The organism is Rhodopirellula bahusiensis (assembly GCF_002727185.1).
Classification (GTDB): domain Bacteria; phylum Planctomycetota; class Planctomycetia; order Pirellulales; family Pirellulaceae; genus Rhodopirellula; species Rhodopirellula bahusiensis.
The window spans coordinates 520,073-536,429 of record NZ_NIZW01000002.1; the positions used below are offsets into that span (position 1 = coordinate 520,073).

A 16,357-nucleotide genomic window follows, 5' to 3' on the forward strand; every position below is an offset into this window, starting at 1 on the left:
TCGAATTCGCACGGCTAGACGCTCGTGCCGACCCATCGAAATCACAACCAATTCATTCTTTGAAAAACCAAGTCGCTGATCAGCCAACCTTTGACAAATCAAGCTTTCTATCTTCGAAGCCAGCAGACAGGAGTCTTCGGGATGCGAGCCTTTTGCTGTTTCAACACTCAAACGGCTTGCATGAACATTCCCAACCATTCCTGTTCATCTGCTTAGCGGACTGTTGATTTAGTCGTATACCGAATAAAAAAATTAGCCGATGGGCGTTAGCCCCGGTTGGCGTCTGATCAACCGCTGCTAACGCGGTGCGGCTCATTCAATCGACAGCCCGTTAGACGTTCACATGATCGTGCTGTTGGACTTCGATTGTGTTTTCACAGCGAGTGGCAATGTCAATCGTGACCGCCCAGCGTCCTTCGGCGTCCGCGGTGATGATCCAGTGAGGCATCACGCACACTGATTGGTGAACCAGTTCAAAACCGGCTTCGCTTTGGCTGACTGTTTCCACGGGGAACGCCCACACGCCGCTGTCGCGATCGGTTCGCAAGTCGATGTCGACGCCGAGCCAGCGATCGGACAGGGACAAGCCACGCACATCGGTGAGGTCCAAGCGTTCGCCGAGTTGTCCGAGTTGGTTTCCGTCGACGTCGCTGAAGTAACGGTCGTCGGCTCCGGATGGTAAACCGGCAAAGTTCCATTCGACAGCGAAGTGCAGTGGGCTGGCCGGTGGCAGGTTTTCCAGCAAGTAAGTCACGGACAGGTTGCCGCTGCCTTCTTGCAAGGTGACCGCTTTGGTCAGCGTGATTGGGATTCCCCAAGCGTTGCCGTCACGACGCAGTTGAGCTTGCACACGGTCGCTGCCTCGACGCAGTTTGGCTTCGAATGGCAGCTCGACAAAGTCACCTCGTTCGGGTGACTCGCCACGCGAGACCGATTCGAGGGTCGCTTCGTTGTCAAAGAAGTGGTCCATCAAACTCTTGCGAGCGTAACGGTCGTACTGAATCATCTGATCCAGTCCTTCTTGTTTGAACACGACGCGGTCGTGGATGCTGGCCACATCGCCACCGGCGCTACTCGGGCCCGCCAGGACTTTGCGGTGATAGGCTTCGGGGCGACGTTGCAAAGTCGCCAACAAGTTGTGGTTGATGCCTCGCAAGTCCCACTCGTACATCCGGCCACCTTGGGCGGGATCGATCCAAGCGACCATGGATTCGTTGGACAGCCGGATCTCTTGTTGTCCGTCGTAGTCGTAATCGCCGGCGGTTGCGGAAACGGTGTTCAGCGTGCCTTCGATTTCTTGCAGCAGCGTGTCGGCTTGGATCAGGTGTTCGTAGATCGCGTTGCGAAGGTGAGGCAAGTAGATTCCGCCGAACGCACCGTGCCAGTACGGGCAGTTGCATTGACCGCGATACAGGTGATCGCGAATTTCGGCGAGTTCACCGGCATCGTGACCGCTCGCTTCGGCTTTGGCCAAACGATCGCTGACATGCATCATGCGAGCGTACATCTCGTTGGTTTCTTCGTATTTGACTTTGAAGTTCCGCCAGAAACCGCCACGCACGAACGATTCCAGGTGGCCCCAGCGTTCGTCGTTTTCCATCGCGTGGGAAACGTCGTCCAGGATCTCTTGTGACTCGGCGGGCAACGACCAAACAGTCATTTCGCGGTAGCTGCAATCGGGCAGGTAAGCCTTTCCGGCCGGAGCAGCACTCTGGATCGACTCGGCCAACGTTACCGTGTGCAACCACTCTTGGTTTTCAGTCAACGCGTCGAAGAACGAACGCAACCAGCCTTCGTCATAAACGTGCGATTTAGTGTCGGGCCAGGTGCCGAACTTTTCGCCGTCGTCGCCGAACGTCATCACGGCACCCGGGTTCGAATGAGCGATCCCGCGAAGGTAGTCGATCGTTTCGTGAGCCGGGCGGAACGGGATTGTGTAGCGAAGTTGTTCGCTGCCGGGGAAGACGCGAAGCAGTTGGCCTTGGTCTTCGACGACGAAGTAGCTGCGCAGTTCTTCTTCCGCCATGCCAGCGGATTTGAAGTGGTAATCATCGAGCACGGTGTAACGCATCCCGGCTGCGGCAACGTCGGCGGTCAGGCCGGATTCCCAGACGCGTTCAGGCATCCACATGCCGGAAGGCGTGACACCCAGGTTTCGCTGCAACCACGAGCTGTACGATTGAATTTGTCCCACGCGGTCGCGGCGGGGCAGCATCGTCAGGATCGGTTCGTACTGTGGCCCGCCGACGATCTCGATGCGGCCGGCTTCGACGAGCAAACGCACGCGGTCGAGGTACTCGGGATGGCGTTCGGCCAACCACAGCATCAACGGGCCGGAGGTGTGCAATGAGATATTCAGTGCGTCGTATGGTTCAAACACCTCCAGGAACGGCAGGTAGCTGTCCTGGTAAGCTTGTTCAAACACGCCATCGAAGTTTCCGATTGGCTGGTGGTTGTGAAGGACCAAGCAAAGGTGAACGTGAGGCGACATGGGCGCTGGGATTCAGTGTGTGGAAGGACGTCGTGAAACAGGCGATGACGGTGCGCGAATTTTACGATTTGCATGCATGGCGCGAATGCAAAAAACAACCGGAATTTTCGAAACGGAGCGAATGTTTGGGCGAGCCAAATTCGCTGGTCGTTTCCAGCCGGTTAATCGGCGCAATCGTCACACTCGCGACAACCGCTGCGATCATCATCGGCTGACGGTTGTGCCAGCTTGAGCGGAAACAACGGTCGTGCCGATTCTGCGGGTTGGAACGGCCACAACCTGTAGCTCGGTGGTCCTCCACCGAGAGGGACGCTGGGTCGATGTTCTCGGCGTTTGAGAACGGAGGCTTGTGGTGTGGGCGAGCTGGAGTTTGGATTGGGTGAGGAGCGGCTTGAGACAGAACGCTGGTTGACGGAACAATTGAGGGCAATTGTTCTACTCTTGTGGTTCGTGCGTCACGGTGGGGGACCACCTCACTACAGGTTTTTGGGGAGTTGGTTTGACCTAGAACTGATGCGTGAGGCCGACGCTGCCTCCGGCGTAGGCGATGCTCTCCCTCGGTTCCCATCCCAGGCTGGGGAAGGTGTCATAGATGTTCCGGACGTCCGAATAGACCATCCAGTGCAGATCGAGCGAAATCTGAGTTTTGGAGCTGAAATCGTACGCCAGCGAGCCCGTGGTTTGGGCGAATGCTGCGTCGGACCATGTGGTCTCGCTCGAATTGGTGATGGATGAATTAAAGCTCCGTGAATCAGCCACATTAGGGCCTTCACTGAAGTTGACACCCCAGCCGGCAGTGGTTTTTCCTCCCCAGCGAAGACGTTTCCAGTTCCAGTACGCTCCCGCTGAAATTTGGGGACTGAGGATGTGGTTGGATGTCTGTGATTCTCTATTGATTACAATCCCCGGCATCGCGGCCATGGGTGGTTGCTCAGCGGGAACGTAGCTTAAATGGTCGGACAGGAAGGAGTACCGGACACCCATCAGCAATTCGAGATGCCCAGACAGTGCTTCCATGCTTGTGCCTGTCTCAGCCTCCGCAATTCCCAACCGAGATTGCAATTCCATTCTGGAGCTGCCGGATGAACCGCCCGTGTATCCGTGATGCAGGCCCTCGCTGAACATCACGGACGCTTTTACTTCGTCAAAGAAGGCACCTGATTCTGCCTCGCTGAGATGCTTTGAGACGCTGAGTTCGAGTCCGTTGCTCCAGGTGGACTCAATCGTTTCAATGTAGTCCCCGTTGGTGTAGCCAGCGCGTCCGTCAACATCAAATATCAGTTCATAAGAGTCGCCGCGGTATAGCCGAAGGTAGTTCGCTTCGATGTTCCAGGAAGCTGGCGATGCGAGCGACGGGACGGAGGTTGTCAGCGGGGCTGTCAAAACCACGTCGGAACGCAATCCGTCGACTGAGAATTCGGACGACTCCAGCATTGTCCAATCAGTTGAGCGGGCGGGACTGCTCTCGCTTTCCGACTGAGCCACAGTCGCCCTGCAAACAAGTGGGCTCAGCAGGATCGCAATCACTATCAAACGGGGGTTTGGCTGCATCGGTGGCATGCTGTGTCCAAAGCAGGTTGCACGGATTGTTTCGGATACCCCATCTATCGGGTGCAAATTGAGCGTCCTTGCTGAAGATGTTCCAGATTGGCAGATGTTTTGGTGGCGACGGACCGTCGAATTCGGCTCGGTTGGTCCAGGTTGAAGGACGAAGCATCGCACCCCTCCCGACTTCGCTGAGCTAGTCTGATTGCTGCAGCGTTGTGAACTGGAGAATTCGTTTCAGCCTTTAACCCTTTGAGGCCTTTCAGCTTCTCCTCCGACAACGTTCATTTTCTTTGCCAAGATCGCACGCGAGAGTTCGAACACCGGGTATGCGACGCTTCTTCCAAATCATTCGAAAAGTCACCTGGACGCTGTTTTGCCTTGCGTCGTTGGCGTTGATCTTGGCGTTTGTCACCGCGCTGCCGCTTTTGCAACTGATCACGTTGGGGTATTTGCTGGCTGTTGCGGGGCATTTGGCCGCTGGTGGGCAACTCAAGGACGCCTTGCCGAATTTGAACTCCGCTGGGGTGTTTGGGGCCGCTTTTTTGGCGCTCGCGATTGCTTCGGCGCCGACTCGGTTGCTGGCTCATTGGGAATCCGTTGCCGCGGTGATCGATCCCGGTTCGCCGGATGCGACTCGGCTTCGGATCGGAGCGATCGCGTTGTCGGCGTTCTTGACCGTCTACCTGGGTTGGGCTTGGGTGCGAGGCGGTCGTTTAAAACATTACTTGTGGCCGCAGCCCAAGCGTTTCTTCAAAGAGGCGTGGCGTCCGTCGACTTGGTCGCGGTTCGCCGATCAGGTTTGGGATTTTCTGAAGGGCCTGCGCATACCGTCGCTGTTCTGGATGGGAGTTCGCGGCGCGCTGCTGACGCTGGTGTGGTTGATCCCGGCTTTCGTGATCATGGGAGTGACTCGGCAAGGCGACAATGCGGCGGATGGTTTGATCGGCGTGTTGGCTTTGCTGACGCTCGCGTTTGTGTTGTTGTATCTGCCAATGTTGCAAACTCATTTTGCCGCCCAAAACAATTGGCGAGCGATGTTCCAGTGGCGGCAAGTCCGAAGTGATTTCCGCTATGCACCTTGGTCTTGGGCGGGGGCGATGTTGGTCGGGTTGGTGTTGATGCCGATCCCGTTGTACCTGTTGAAAATCGAAGCAACGCCGCAAGAGATCACCTGGTTGCCATGCCTGGTGTTCGTGGCGTTCATGCTGCCGGCTCGAATCGCAGAAGGGTTGGCGCTGCGTCGATGCCGGCGGCTTCGAGTCCGAGCCGAATCGGGCGAATGGTCGCCTGGGGTTTGGTCAGGACGTTGGTGGTTTGTCTCTCGGTGGACCGTGCGGTTGTTGGTGATGCCTGCGATCGTTGGCTTTTACTTGCTGGTGCTGACCGGCAGCCAATTCACGAGCTGGGACGGGGTGGAAACCTGGGTTCGCCAGCACGCTTTGCTGGTGCCGGTTCCCTTCGTCGGTGTGTGATTCGACCGGGAGATCGAGCTTGAAACGGGGCGTGTTCCCTTGTCGAGTTTTGGATCAGGTGGTAGAAGCGAAGCATGACTCGCTTGCCGAATACGAAACCGACCCAGTCTCAACATCGCAACCGCAAACGTGGTGTGATCGGAGTGATGTTCCGCGCGGACAAACTACTGATCATCCGTCGCTCGTTGACCGTCAACGCTCCCGGAAAACTCTGTTTGCCCGGCGGAGGCATTGAGGCGGGGGAGAGCGAAGAAGAGGCTCTCGTCCGCGAAATGCAGGAAGAATTGGCGATCGATGTGACGCCAACCCGACTTTGCTGGCGAAGCGTGACCCCTTGGGGAACCCGGTTGGCATGGTGGGTGGCGGAGTTTCCGGACCACATTGAACCGGTGCCCAATCCGGAAGAAGTCGCCGAAGTTCACTGGATGACGGCGAACGACATCGGCACCGCTCGTGGGGTTCTGCCCAGCCTTCCTGACTTTGTCGCGGCGTGGCGTGGTGGGAAAATCGAGCTGCCTTGGACGGATTCCTCTCAGGGCTGAGTGGAAACTCACCTTGTCGGTTCCTCGCGTTCTGCTAGGCTACGCGATTCGATCCGGCCAGTATTTGTTTGGAACGCCAAAGATTGGCGATACCATGACGCGAATTCTGGTCATGCACGCAAGACACGAACAATTTCTCAGGAGAGCGATTTAGGTGGGTACCAAGAAATCTGGCAAGGGACGACGCAAGGTAGGCCGCAAGAAACGACGGATGCGAGCCAAGATTCGTCACCGCAAGAAATAATCTCTGCTGGCGGGATGAGTGATCGGTAGATTGATGCCGATCCCTTCACCGCAAGAGATGTGTAGCCGCCTCGAAGTTCGCGACTGACGTCATGGTTTCGTTTGAAACCGATGGATCAGTCGTCTTCGGATTGCAATCCCAGTTCGGCCAGCCATCGGCGGCCAGCTTTGGGGTAGTCGCGGGCATCTCGTTTTTCACGCTGCAATTGGTCGATTTGTTCTTCCAATTCTTCGGCGCGACGTGCCAATTCCTGGCGCTCTCGCGAAAGTTTGGCTCGTTCGAGCGAAGCTTCGATCTCGGCGGTTCGGAACTTGTCTTCCCATTCGGTTTTCAACTGGGCGAGGCGTTCCCGCTCTTCGATCACCAATTCGTCGCAGTCGACCATTCCGGCAATAGCAGCGGCACCAAAGGCGACTTGGTCGTTGCGAGTGTCCGCGCGGTTTTGCAGCAGAATCTGCAACTCATGAATTTCGGCATTGCGTTCGGAAATCGTCTGTTCGGCGAGTGAAAGCCGGTCGACCAAATCGTCGATGAAGGCCACCGGGTTGTGAACCCATTCGGGATCAATCGCCGCCGCGATTTCTTGTGCTGGTTGCGACAGGGACTCCAGGAACGACTCCGCATTGAAGTCGTCGTTCTCCATCTGTTCCAGAATTCGTGCCTTGCGTTCCTCCCAAGACATCGAGTCATCGCATCCTTGCGTGTCGGACACGGTGCGCGTGACTTCGGTTGACGCGAGTTGTGCCGCCAGGGCTTCGTTTTGGTTTTGCAGCTCATGCGAACGCAGGCGTTCGGCTTGCAGTTCTTCTTCCAGTCGATGGACTTCTGGCGGAACCAGGTCGCAATCGTCGCCCTGTTCGTACTTGCCCTCCGTGAACTTGCCGTCGTCGTAGTTCTCTTGTTCGAATTCGTCCGTGTCTTGGGTTGGGACGGGCGGTTGCCAAGAGACGCCGCAGCAGTCGGCTGATTGACCAAAGTCATCCACCGAGTCGGCGGGTTCTTCCGGTTGTGCGGATGCATCGCTGGATGCCAGCGGTGTGAGAGCGTACTCGTCCAAACGATGCGTCAGTCGGCCTTCGAACTCGCCGAGCAGCGACACGATCTCTTGCAATCGCTGGTCGATTGGCGTGGCTGCATCAGAAACGACTTCGGCCACGTCAGCGCGTGTCACCCAAGTGCCGGAGGTTTCCGCATGCTGTGCAGATTCGTTTTCCTCGATGGCAACATCGACCGACGCGAAATCCGTTGCAGGATTGTCGCGAGAGTCGTCGCTCGGCAGGTTTTCAGTGGGATCGTTGGTGGACATTTCAGTCGATTCAGGGACTTGATCGCCAGGATTTTCAGTCCCTTCGATATTGCCAGCGTCGAATTGCTTCGCCTGTGGCCGCGGTTGCGGCGCAGGGGAAGAAAGGCGTCGCTTTCGTTTACGGTTGTTTCGAGCCATTTGGCTTGAGATTCTTTTCCGGGGCAAATCGAGTCAGGCATGGCCTGATGGGTGCGATGGACTGTCTGCTATAGTCCATCCTCACCAGTTCTTCGGAACAATAGATCACAATCAATTGCCGGTCAAAATTTCGCACCGACCATCCTCACCCAATCCAGAAAAATAAAGTTTTGGCTAAGAAGAAACGGAACCCCTCTGAAGTCGAGGCCGGCGACGGCGAGCAATCCGCGGCTGAGTTGGGGGATTTTGAAGCGACTTTGGGCGATGTCGAAACGATCGTGCGAAAGCTCGAATCCGGTTCGCTGACGCTAGATGATTCGTTGAAGCAGTACGAGGTCGCGGTGGCGAAAATGCGTCAGTGCTACCAGTTGCTCGACGTGGCCGAACGCAAGATTTCGGTGTTGGCGGGAGTCGACGCGGAGGGGCGTCCCGTGACAGAACCGTTGGAAACCATGTCGGGTGGCGAATCGCTGATTCAAAAGCAGGCTTCACGCGGCAAACGTCGCGGTGCCGGCGGTGCTGACAGTTCGAGTGGTGAATCGGTTGGCGACGAATTTTCGGAGGATGACGAGTGAGCGTGGAAGCATCGGGTGATCGCCGCGAGCAGACGAGTGACACCAGTGAATCATTGACGGACTACTTGAACGCTCACCGTCCGGCGGTTGATGCCGCGTTGGAAGCAGCCTGCCAGGACCGACCTGGTGTGCCCGAGCGATTGGCAGCGGCGATTCGGTACGCGGTGCTCGCGCCGGGGAAAAGGCTCCGTCCGATTTTGACGATCATGGCAGCGGAAGCTTGCGGCGGCGACGCGGCATCGGCGATGCCTTCCGCAGTCGCGGTCGAGATGATTCATGCCTACTCGTTGATTCATGATGACTTGCCGGCGATGGACGACGATGACTTGCGTCGCGGTCGGCCGACGACACACGTGAAATTTGACGAAGCCACGGCAATTCTGGCCGGCGATGCGTTGCAGTCGATGGCGTTCGCTCATTTGCATCAGAGCACATCCGACGTCGCGAAATCGGCGGCTCTGATTGGGACGCTGGCCACCGCGGCTGGCCCGGCGGGATTGGTGGGCGGGCAAGCCGACGACTTGGACGCTGAGAAGCACACCGTCGAAGATTTTGGTGGCCCAGAAGCCGCCCTTAAGCATTTGGAAGCGATCCACCATCGTAAAACGGGGGCGTTGTTTACAGCCTGTGCGGCGATGGGCGCAATTTCCGCCGGAGCGGATTCGAATGTCGTTTCGGCCTTGACCGATTACGCTAAAGCGTTTGGACTCGCGTTTCAAATCACGGATGATTTATTGGACTGCACGTCCACGGATGAGCAACTTGGTAAACGAACGGGGAAAGACGACGGCCGTGGCAAGCTGACGTACCCGGGGTTGATGGGACTGGATCGGGCAAGAGCCCACGCCGAAGCGACCATTCACGCGGCGCACGAATCGCTGCAGTTGTTTGGAACGACTGCTCAGCGGTTAAGAACTTTGGCGGACTTTGTTTTGGAGCGTACGAATTGACTGATCACAAACACCCCCTGTTGGCTGGCTTGCCGGATGCAACGCCGCTCGCCAATTGGTCCAGCACTGAACTGAACAACGCGGCCGTCGAAATTCGCGACGTTCTGTGCAATTTGCTCGCGACCCGAACCGCCCACTTCGCGTCCAACTTGGGCGTGGTGGAACTCTGCCTCGCGCTGCACAGTGAGTTTGATTTCCGAACGGATCGATTGATTTGGGACACCGGTCACCAGGTCTACCCGCACAAATTGGTCACCGGCCGCTACGACCGATTTGAAACCATCCGCACGGCCGGCGGATTGATGGGTTATCCCAACCCGCTTGAGAGCGTTTATGACTTGTTCATGACCGGTCATGCCGGTTGCAGTGTCAGCACCGCGGTTGGACTGCGCAGTGGCGACATCTTGATGAACCAGGAAGAACGCCGGACCGTGGCGGTCATCGGTGACGGTGCGTTCCCCTGCGGAGTCGTCTTTGAGGCACTCAACAATGCTGGTGAACTCGGCGACGATCTGACGATCGTTTTGAACGACAACAAAATGTCGATCTGCCATCGAACCGGCTCGGTTGCTCAGTACTTGGATCGTCTTCGTGGCAATCCGTTTTACACGGGACTGAAACACGAGGTCACGAAGTTGCTCGACCGAGTGCCGATGTTTGGCGACCCGGCCGAGCGACTGCTGGCTCAAATGAAGGAAGGTGTCAAAGCGGGACTGCTGGGCGGAATGCTGTTTGAAGAGCTCGGCATTCGTTACATCGGTCCGATCGATGGGCACGACATTCCTTTGATGCAAAAGTACTTGCGGCTCTGCAAGGAAACTCCCGGCCCAGTCTTGTTGCATGTGGTGACTGAGAAAGGTCACGGGTACAAACCAGCCGCCGAAGACCCGGTGTTCTTCCACACGCCGCCGGCTTTTGAAGATCGAGGCGGGACCCCGGTCACTCGCGGCAGCGACGGTCGTCCGCCGTACACCACACACGCTCGCGACGCGATCGGCGAAGCGATGAACCGCGATTCGCGAGTCACGGTCATCACCGCTGCGATGTGCCAAGGCAACAAGCTCGAACCCGTTCGCGAAAAATTCGCGGATCGGTTCTTTGACGTTGGAATCTGCGAGTCACACGCGGTCGCTTTTGCCGCCGGGCAATGCAAAACCGGCATGCGTCCGATCGTGGACATCTACAGCACGTTCCTGCAGCGCAGCTACGATCAAATCTTCCAAGAAGTCGCTCTGCAAGACTTGCCGGTCGTCTTCATGATGGACCGCGCCGGGCTGACCGCGCCCGATGGGCCGACTCACCACGGCGTGTACGACATTGGCTACATGCGTTTGTTCCCCAACTTGGTTTTGATGGCTCCGGGGTATGCCCAAGAGCTTTCGATGATGTTGGACAAGGCGTTGACGCTCGATCATCCGTCGGGAATTCGGTACCCCAAAGCTTCGGCGTTGGATGCGACTCACACGCCCGCACCCATCGAAATCGGCAAAGCGGAATGGATTCGCGAAGGTGCCGATGGAACGATCGTGGCCTACGGAGCGATGCTGGAACAAGCGATTGCCGCGGCGGAGCAACTCGAAGGCGAACTGGAAATCGGAGTCGTCAACGCTCGCTTCGTCAAACCAATCGATTCCGAGATGGTTCACAAGACGCTGAGTGATGGCCGTTTTGTCGTGACGCTTGAAGAAGGCACTCGTGTCGGCGGCTTTGGTTCAGCATTCCTCGAATCAGCGGTCGATCAACGGTTGGACACGCGAGCCGTTCATCGGTTGGCGTTGCCGGATGAGTTCGTCTTGCACGGTGATCGTTCGCAGTTGCTGGGCGAATCGTCGTTGTCTGCGAAGAAGGTTGTTGAAGTGTGCCGCGAAGCGGCTTCTGAGGTCGGTTCACAGGTTGGTGTTTGATGTCATCTTCCGGCGGAGAGGCTCCTGATTGGTGCGGTTGCGATCGCCCTCCACGGATCGTGGTTTTGGGGGCTCCTGACAAAAGCAATGTGTCCTCCGCTTGGAAGCGTCTTCGTCCAACGATTCAGTCGCACGCCGAGATCGTCGCAGCGGACTTCGAGTTCACCTATGACTTCTCGGATGAAGACGTCGATTTGGTGATCGTCATCGGTGGAGACGGTTCGATTCTTCAATCGGCGCGGCAAATGGGCGGCAACCAAACGCCGGTGTTGGGGATCAATTGCGGGCGTCTTGGATTCTTGGCCGCACTTTCGCCCGAAGATTTCTTGGACGCTTGGCCCAAGGTCTGCCTGGGGGATTTTTCGATCATCCGACACCTGATGTTGGAGGTCCAGCTGATCCGAAACGACGAAGTGATCGCCCAGTCGATGGCGCTGAACGAGGCAGCCATTTTGAACGGCCCGCCTTTCGCGATTCTTGACATCGATCTCTATGCTGACGGTGAGCTGGCGACCCAGTACCGATGCGACGGTCTGATTGTGGCCACGCCGGTCGGATCCACGGCCCATAATTTGTCGGCTGGCGGGCCGATTTTGAGGCGGCAACTGCAAGCGATCGTGATCTCGCCGATCAGCCCGCACACGCTGACCTATCGGCCGTTGGTGGATTCAGCCGACACGCGGTTGGAATTGGCAGTGACCGAACCCAACGAATCGACCAGCATCGTGGTTGATGGGCGAATCCTGGGGCAATTGAAATCCGGCGATCGCGTCCGTGTGCACCGAGCTCCCGTGGCCTTTGAGATGCTGCGAGTTCCCGGACAGAACGATTACCGAACCTTGCGTGAAAAGTTGGGTTGGTCGGGCAGGTTGGCGTTGCGTCAGCTTTGATCGGTGATCAAGATTCTTCGATGATCGAAATTCTTTGGCAGTGCCATTCCTGCGTCGTCGTCAACAAACCGGTGGGGCTCCCGACCACTTCTCCTCAAGGCATCGACGGGCTCGAGTCTTGTTTGCGGAAGCAGCTTGCGGAGGCTGGCAGTCCAGCCAGCTACTTGACCGCCGTGCACCGACTGGATCGCCCTGTGTCAGGGCTGGTGTTGATTGCTCTTCGAAAGAAGGCCGCACGTCTTCTCAGCGAGCAATTTCGATTGCGTCACGTGCAGAAGAAATACATCGCGGTTGTTCAAGGACAAGCCCTGGAGGCTTGCAAGCAGGAGCCTTGGCAGGACACCATCGCCAAGCTGGCCGATGAAGCTCGTGTGGAGATCGTCGGTTCCGATTCGGCGGACGGACGGGCCGCGGAAACGCGAGTGAGCTTCCTGGATTATGACTCGGCCACCGACTCTTCGCGAATCGAGTTGCGGCCGGTCACCGGGCGAATGCATCAATTGCGAATCCAAGCTGCTCTTCGCGGGCACCCGATCATGGGCGACCCACTGTACGGGAACGCGGAGGACGAATCGGCGTTGAAACTCGTCGCGGCGAAGCTGTCGTTCCGAGATCCCACTAACGGACGAGCGGTCGAAGTCTCGCTCCCGAAGTTGCCGTTCTAGGCAGTCGGTCCAACATAGGTATTGCGTAGGCCAGGTTGTACCTGACATGGTCACCGGCCGAATGTTTCGCCATTTCGGTGGCATTCAAAAACGGGAATTCGCCTCGCTTTGTTCCAAAGCATCGGCTTGGTGTCAGGTGGAACCTGACCTACGAGTGATTGAGGGGCTACTCGGGGATGTTCAGCGGGTTGAGCTGGCAATTTGGTTTGGCTTGGCGGAAGCGTTGCAAACCTTGATCGGTGATCTTGGTCCGCTGGACATCGAGCGTTTTCAGCTGTCGCAGAGCCGCCAGCGTCGCGATTGAATCGTCTGTCAGTCGGGTGCCAGTCAACCACAGCGTCGACACAGTTGGCGGGATCGATGCCAATGCGGAATCGTCGATCGCGGTGTAGCTGAGATCGAGTTCTCGCAGTTGGCTCGCACCGCGGAAAAGATTGGCGATTTGGTTTGTGACACCGGTGGCTTCCAAGCTCAATTGATCGAGTTGGTTGGTGTCTGAAATCAGTCTTCGGACGTCGGCGTCGTTGATTGGCAGACGCGAAAGATCGCACCAGGTCAGGCCGCGGATCGGTTTTTGATGGGACAGGCCTTCGCTTGTGATTTCGCATCCTGCCAGACACAAAGTCGACAGATCGCCCACAATCGGGTTTCGCTTGATGTGAGCGTCGTCGACTCGTAGCGATCGCAGGATCTCGGCCGGGTTCACATCCAAGTCGATCTCAATTGACGTTCGATCGTCTGCGTTTCTAGTGGGTGAATACAGGGCGACCAATCGTTTGAGTAGAGCACGCCGCGGTCCAGGCCCGGCTGAGTCCATCAGAAAGTGTGTTCGCAGGCTGGCTTGCGAATACCAGCGTGCCAAATCGGGTTTCGATTGAACGCTATCGCGGGTGCCCTGCAGTTCTTGCTGCGACGCGACGGGGACACCGCCAATCAAGGCTTGGTAGCGAGCGAGTTGCAATCTCGGTGATTCCCAACCACCAACGTAGGCCAGCGATTGTTCGTAACGCAGTGATTCGAAGTATCCCGCGATGCCTTCGATCAACCAGAAGTCGTTTGTCGTTGCGGTCGCAAATGTCTGCCCACGTGTCGGTCGACGTCGCGAGGCATTCGCGGACGCCTCGGTGAAGAGTTGATGGCAAACCTCGTGATGCAAACTGGAAAGATCTTGCTGGGGAAAGAAGAACGACAATCGCAGCGTGTCGCTGTAGAACCCCGTTGAAGCAGCGACAGCATTCGTGTCCGTGTTGCGAAAGGCGGATGCGATCGTGCTTCGGTAGTTTGCAGCGTCCGGCAACAATACCACTCGGTGCCGTTGGCCATGTTTGATTCGAGCTGGCGACGAGAGCGAATTCAGATGATCGACGACCGACGTGGTTTGCCGGTCCCAGTCCTTGGTGAGCAACGCAATCTGATCTCGCCCGGACCAAATTGGGAAAAACACTTGAGTCCAAACCCAGTACTCTCGCTCGAGAGCCTCGGCCACTCGCCGCGAATCGGCGTCGTCTGCTTGGCTGAGAATTTCGAAGTGATCGGTTTGCCAAACGCGAAAGGAACCTGGCCGCCAGTGCAGTTCGCTTGGGGCGACTCGTCCGCGACGCTGCGTGACCAGCACGTCCGCATCGGAAGGCAAGCCGAACAAAGTTCGCAGCTCGGTCAGGCTTGGGTTCGTGTGGTGGGCTCGCCACAGTTCAGTGTAGGCCGACCAAATCTCATCGGCCGCGTTGGGCGACTCGGCTCGTGCGGCAACGTCGGCAGTCAGTGCGGCAGGCTCACCATCGGGATCTGCATTCTTCGCCAAGGGAGGCGGATCCGCAGCGGTTGGCAGTGGAATGAACGCGGTCACGCGATCGGCATTCGCCTCATCCGGTGACCTTATGGATGTTGTTTCTGCAGCCGAATCGTCGCCACATGTGGTTTTGGGTGACGCCAAAATTGTCAAAAGCGTCACGATGATCAGGTATAGTGGTGCCCTCGCGGATTTGATCGCGACCCCCTTCCCCACCTTGCTCTCTCCCAACATCTCTTTCCACATGAAAATTCTTTGGACCCAAGTGGCTCGTCGTGCGTTCGCAGCGACGATGGCCGCCGTTTGTTTGTTTGCATCGATGTCGCTGCAAGCGGCTGAACGAAATGTCTTGTTCATTATCACGGACGATGAAAGTCCCACGCTGGGTTGCTATGGCGATACCGCGGCAGTGACTCCCGCGATCGATGCCGTTGCCGCTGACGGCATGGTGTTTCGAAACGCGTTTGCCACGACGGCATCGTGCAGTGCCAGCCGAAGTGTGGTGATGAGTGGTTTGCACAACCATCGTAACGGACAGTTCGGACATCAACATCATTATCACAAGTTTGCATCGTTCAATGACGTTGCGGGTTTGGCTTTGCCGCGTGTGATGGCAAACACGGGCTATCGCACCGGGCACATTGGGAAATACCACGTCGCCCCTGAGTCGGTTTACCACTACGAAACCTACCTGAAAGCCAATTCCCGCAGTGCGGTCGAGATGGCGGATACAGCGAAGGATTTTCTAACAAACCAGGAAGACGATCGTCCGTTCTTTTTGTATTTCGCGACTTCTGACCCTCACCGTGGTGGTGGCGTCGACAAGACCTCCGAGTTGGAACTGAAGCCAGACCTGTTTGGCAACAAACGTCGTCGTGGTGCTTATCCGGGCGTTGAAGAGGTCTTCTTCGATCCGAAGGACGTGATCGTTCCTGCGTTCTTACCCGATACCTCGGAGACGCGAGCGGAGTTGGCTCAGTACTATCAGTCTTGTGCCCGGATCGACCAAGGTGTCGCTCGTCTGGTTGAGATTCTGAAGGAAGCCGACCTCTACGATAAAACCATGATCGTTTTCACAAGCGATCACGGGATGGCGTTCGCTGGCGGCAAAACGACTGTCTACGAAGGCGGATTGCGAGTTCCGATGGTCGTTCGCGATCCGTATCAGGAAAGCCGCGGCGTCGAGAGCGAAGCGATGATCAGTCACATCGACATCACGCCGACGATTCTCGATTTCGCGGGTGGCTTGGACCGCGAAGCCAACGCCCCCAAGGGATTGGTCCCCGCGAAGAAGCTTCGCAATCAGATGGGGGTTTCGCCGATGGACAATCACAACGGGAACAAGCCGCTGGATCAGTACCATGGTCGAAGCTGGATGGATGTGCTGGCCGATCCTGCGAAATCGCATCACGAAGAGATCTTCGCTTCGCACACGTTCCACGAAATTCAAATGTACTATCCAATGCGAGTCATTCGTGACGGCAAATACAAGCTGATTTGGAACATCGCACACGCTCTGGACTACCCGTTCGCCAGCGACTTGTGGGCAGCCAGTTCGTGGCAGGCCCAGTTGGCCAAGGGTTTGGACGCACCGTACGGTCAGCAAACCGTTGGCAAGTACATCCACCGTCCTGAGTTCGAGCTCTTCGACATCGAAGCCGACCCGAACGAGTCGACGAACTTGGCAACCAGCAGCAGCCACACGGATGTCTTGGAAGCCTACCAGGCCAAACTCAAGAAGATGCAAAAGAAGTACGACGATCCCTGGATCATGAAATGGGATTACGAGTGATCCAATGGCCGCTCGATCGCAGTGCCCGTCAGCCATGGGCGGTCGCATCTC

13 protein-coding genes are annotated in these 16,357 nt (G+C 57.1%); 9 read left to right on the forward strand and 4 right to left on the reverse strand.

The window, feature by feature from the left end; genetic code table 11:
• Positions 1-331 precede the first annotated feature (331 nt).
• On the reverse strand, positions 332-2,491 hold the full coding sequence (locus tag CEE69_RS04670; RefSeq protein WP_099259542.1) for an alpha-amylase/4-alpha-glucanotransferase domain-containing protein: 2,160 nt from the start codon (positions 2,489-2,491) through the stop codon (positions 332-334).
• 32 nt (positions 2,492-2,523) lie between these two features.
• Here CEE69_RS04670 and CEE69_RS04675 point away from each other — a divergent pair, with 32 nt between their 5' ends.
• Positions 2,524-2,706: a hypothetical protein gene (locus tag CEE69_RS04675; protein ID WP_233214721.1), complete on the forward strand. Its 183-nt coding sequence runs from the start codon at positions 2,524-2,526 to the stop codon at positions 2,704-2,706.
• A 289-nt stretch (positions 2,707-2,995) separates the two neighbouring features.
• Here CEE69_RS04675 and CEE69_RS04680 read toward each other — a convergent pair whose 3' ends face one another.
• Complete coding sequence (locus tag CEE69_RS04680) at positions 2,996-3,925, reverse strand: hypothetical protein (RefSeq protein WP_099259544.1); 930 nt, start codon at positions 3,923-3,925, stop codon at positions 2,996-2,998.
• Between the two features lie 440 nt (positions 3,926-4,365).
• On the opposite strand from CEE69_RS04680, the gene CEE69_RS04690 reads away from it, so the two are divergent.
• Together CEE69_RS04690 and CEE69_RS04695 are read left to right on the forward strand one after the other, a co-directional pair.
• Complete coding sequence (locus CEE69_RS04690) at positions 4,366-5,511, forward strand: DUF4013 domain-containing protein (RefSeq protein WP_099259546.1); 1,146 nt, start codon at positions 4,366-4,368, stop codon at positions 5,509-5,511.
• 74 nt (positions 5,512-5,585) lie between these two features.
• The gene (locus tag CEE69_RS04695) at positions 5,586-6,053 is read left to right on the forward strand and encodes an NUDIX hydrolase (protein ID WP_099259547.1); all 468 of its coding nucleotides are present in this window, start codon (positions 5,586-5,588) and stop codon (positions 6,051-6,053) included.
• Positions 6,054-6,412: 359 nt separating this feature from the next.
• Here the strand turns inward: CEE69_RS04695 and CEE69_RS04700 are convergent, their stop codons facing one another.
• Complete coding sequence (locus tag CEE69_RS04700; RefSeq protein ID WP_233214722.1) at positions 6,413-7,603, reverse strand: hypothetical protein; 1,191 nt, start codon at positions 7,601-7,603, stop codon at positions 6,413-6,415.
• A gap of 308 nt (positions 7,604-7,911) precedes the next feature.
• Between CEE69_RS04700 and xseB the strand changes: the two genes are divergently transcribed.
• The 5 genes from xseB to CEE69_RS04725 are packed head-to-tail and all read left to right on the forward strand — an operon-like array spanning position 7,912 to position 12,725.
• Complete coding sequence (gene xseB / locus CEE69_RS04705; protein WP_099259549.1) at positions 7,912-8,316, forward strand: exodeoxyribonuclease VII small subunit; 405 nt, start codon at positions 7,912-7,914, stop codon at positions 8,314-8,316.
• 2 nt (positions 8,317-8,318) lie between these two features.
• Positions 8,319-9,266 (forward strand): polyprenyl synthetase family protein, encoded by a 948-nt coding sequence (locus CEE69_RS04710; protein ID WP_199169795.1) that lies wholly within the window; start codon positions 8,319-8,321, stop codon positions 9,264-9,266.
• On the forward strand, positions 9,263-11,170 hold the full coding sequence (gene dxs / locus CEE69_RS04715; RefSeq protein WP_099259551.1) for a 1-deoxy-D-xylulose-5-phosphate synthase: 1,908 nt from the start codon (positions 9,263-9,265) through the stop codon (positions 11,168-11,170). The genes CEE69_RS04710 and dxs overlap by 4 nt, the downstream gene beginning before the upstream one ends.
• Positions 11,170-12,060 (forward strand): NAD(+)/NADH kinase, encoded by an 891-nt coding sequence (locus tag CEE69_RS04720; RefSeq protein WP_099259552.1) that lies wholly within the window; start codon positions 11,170-11,172, stop codon positions 12,058-12,060. The genes dxs and CEE69_RS04720 overlap by 1 nt, the downstream gene beginning before the upstream one ends.
• A 20-nt stretch (positions 12,061-12,080) precedes the next feature.
• Positions 12,081-12,725 carry an RluA family pseudouridine synthase gene (locus CEE69_RS04725; protein ID WP_099259719.1) on the forward strand — a complete coding sequence of 215 codons (645 nt, stop codon included), beginning with the start codon at positions 12,081-12,083 and terminating at the stop codon, positions 12,723-12,725.
• 166 nt (positions 12,726-12,891) lie between these two features.
• Here the strand turns inward: CEE69_RS04725 and CEE69_RS04730 are convergent, their stop codons facing one another.
• Positions 12,892-14,676, reverse strand: a complete 1,785-nt coding sequence (locus tag CEE69_RS04730; protein WP_233214729.1) for a hypothetical protein — start codon at positions 14,674-14,676, stop codon at positions 12,892-12,894.
• An 82-nt stretch (positions 14,677-14,758) separates the two neighbouring features.
• On the opposite strand from CEE69_RS04730, the gene CEE69_RS04735 reads away from it, so the two are divergent.
• Complete coding sequence (locus tag CEE69_RS04735) at positions 14,759-16,306, forward strand: sulfatase family protein (RefSeq protein WP_099259720.1); 1,548 nt, start codon at positions 14,759-14,761, stop codon at positions 16,304-16,306.
• The last annotated feature ends 51 nt before the right edge of the window (positions 16,307-16,357 follow it).

Coding starts and splice junctions, on each gene's coding strand:
- CEE69_RS04670 (WP_099259542.1), bottom strand. CDS start 2,491: ATGTCGCCTCACGTTCACCTTTGCTTGGTCCTTCACAACCACCAGCCA.
- CEE69_RS04680 (WP_099259544.1), bottom strand. CDS start 3,925: ATGCTGGAGTCGTCCGAATTCTCAGTCGACGGATTGCGTTCCGACGTG.
- CEE69_RS04690 (WP_099259546.1), top strand. CDS start 4,366: ATGCGACGCTTCTTCCAAATCATTCGAAAAGTCACCTGGACGCTGTTT.
- CEE69_RS04695 (WP_099259547.1), top strand. CDS start 5,586: ATGACTCGCTTGCCGAATACGAAACCGACCCAGTCTCAACATCGCAAC.
- CEE69_RS04700 (WP_233214722.1), bottom strand. CDS start 7,603: ATGTCCACCAACGATCCCACTGAAAACCTGCCGAGCGACGACTCTCGC.
- CEE69_RS04720 (WP_099259552.1), top strand. CDS start 11,170: ATGTCATCTTCCGGCGGAGAGGCTCCTGATTGGTGCGGTTGCGATCGC.
- CEE69_RS04725 (WP_099259719.1), top strand. CDS start 12,081: ATGATCGAAATTCTTTGGCAGTGCCATTCCTGCGTCGTCGTCAACAAA.
- CEE69_RS04735 (WP_099259720.1), top strand. CDS start 14,759: ATGAAAATTCTTTGGACCCAAGTGGCTCGTCGTGCGTTCGCAGCGACG.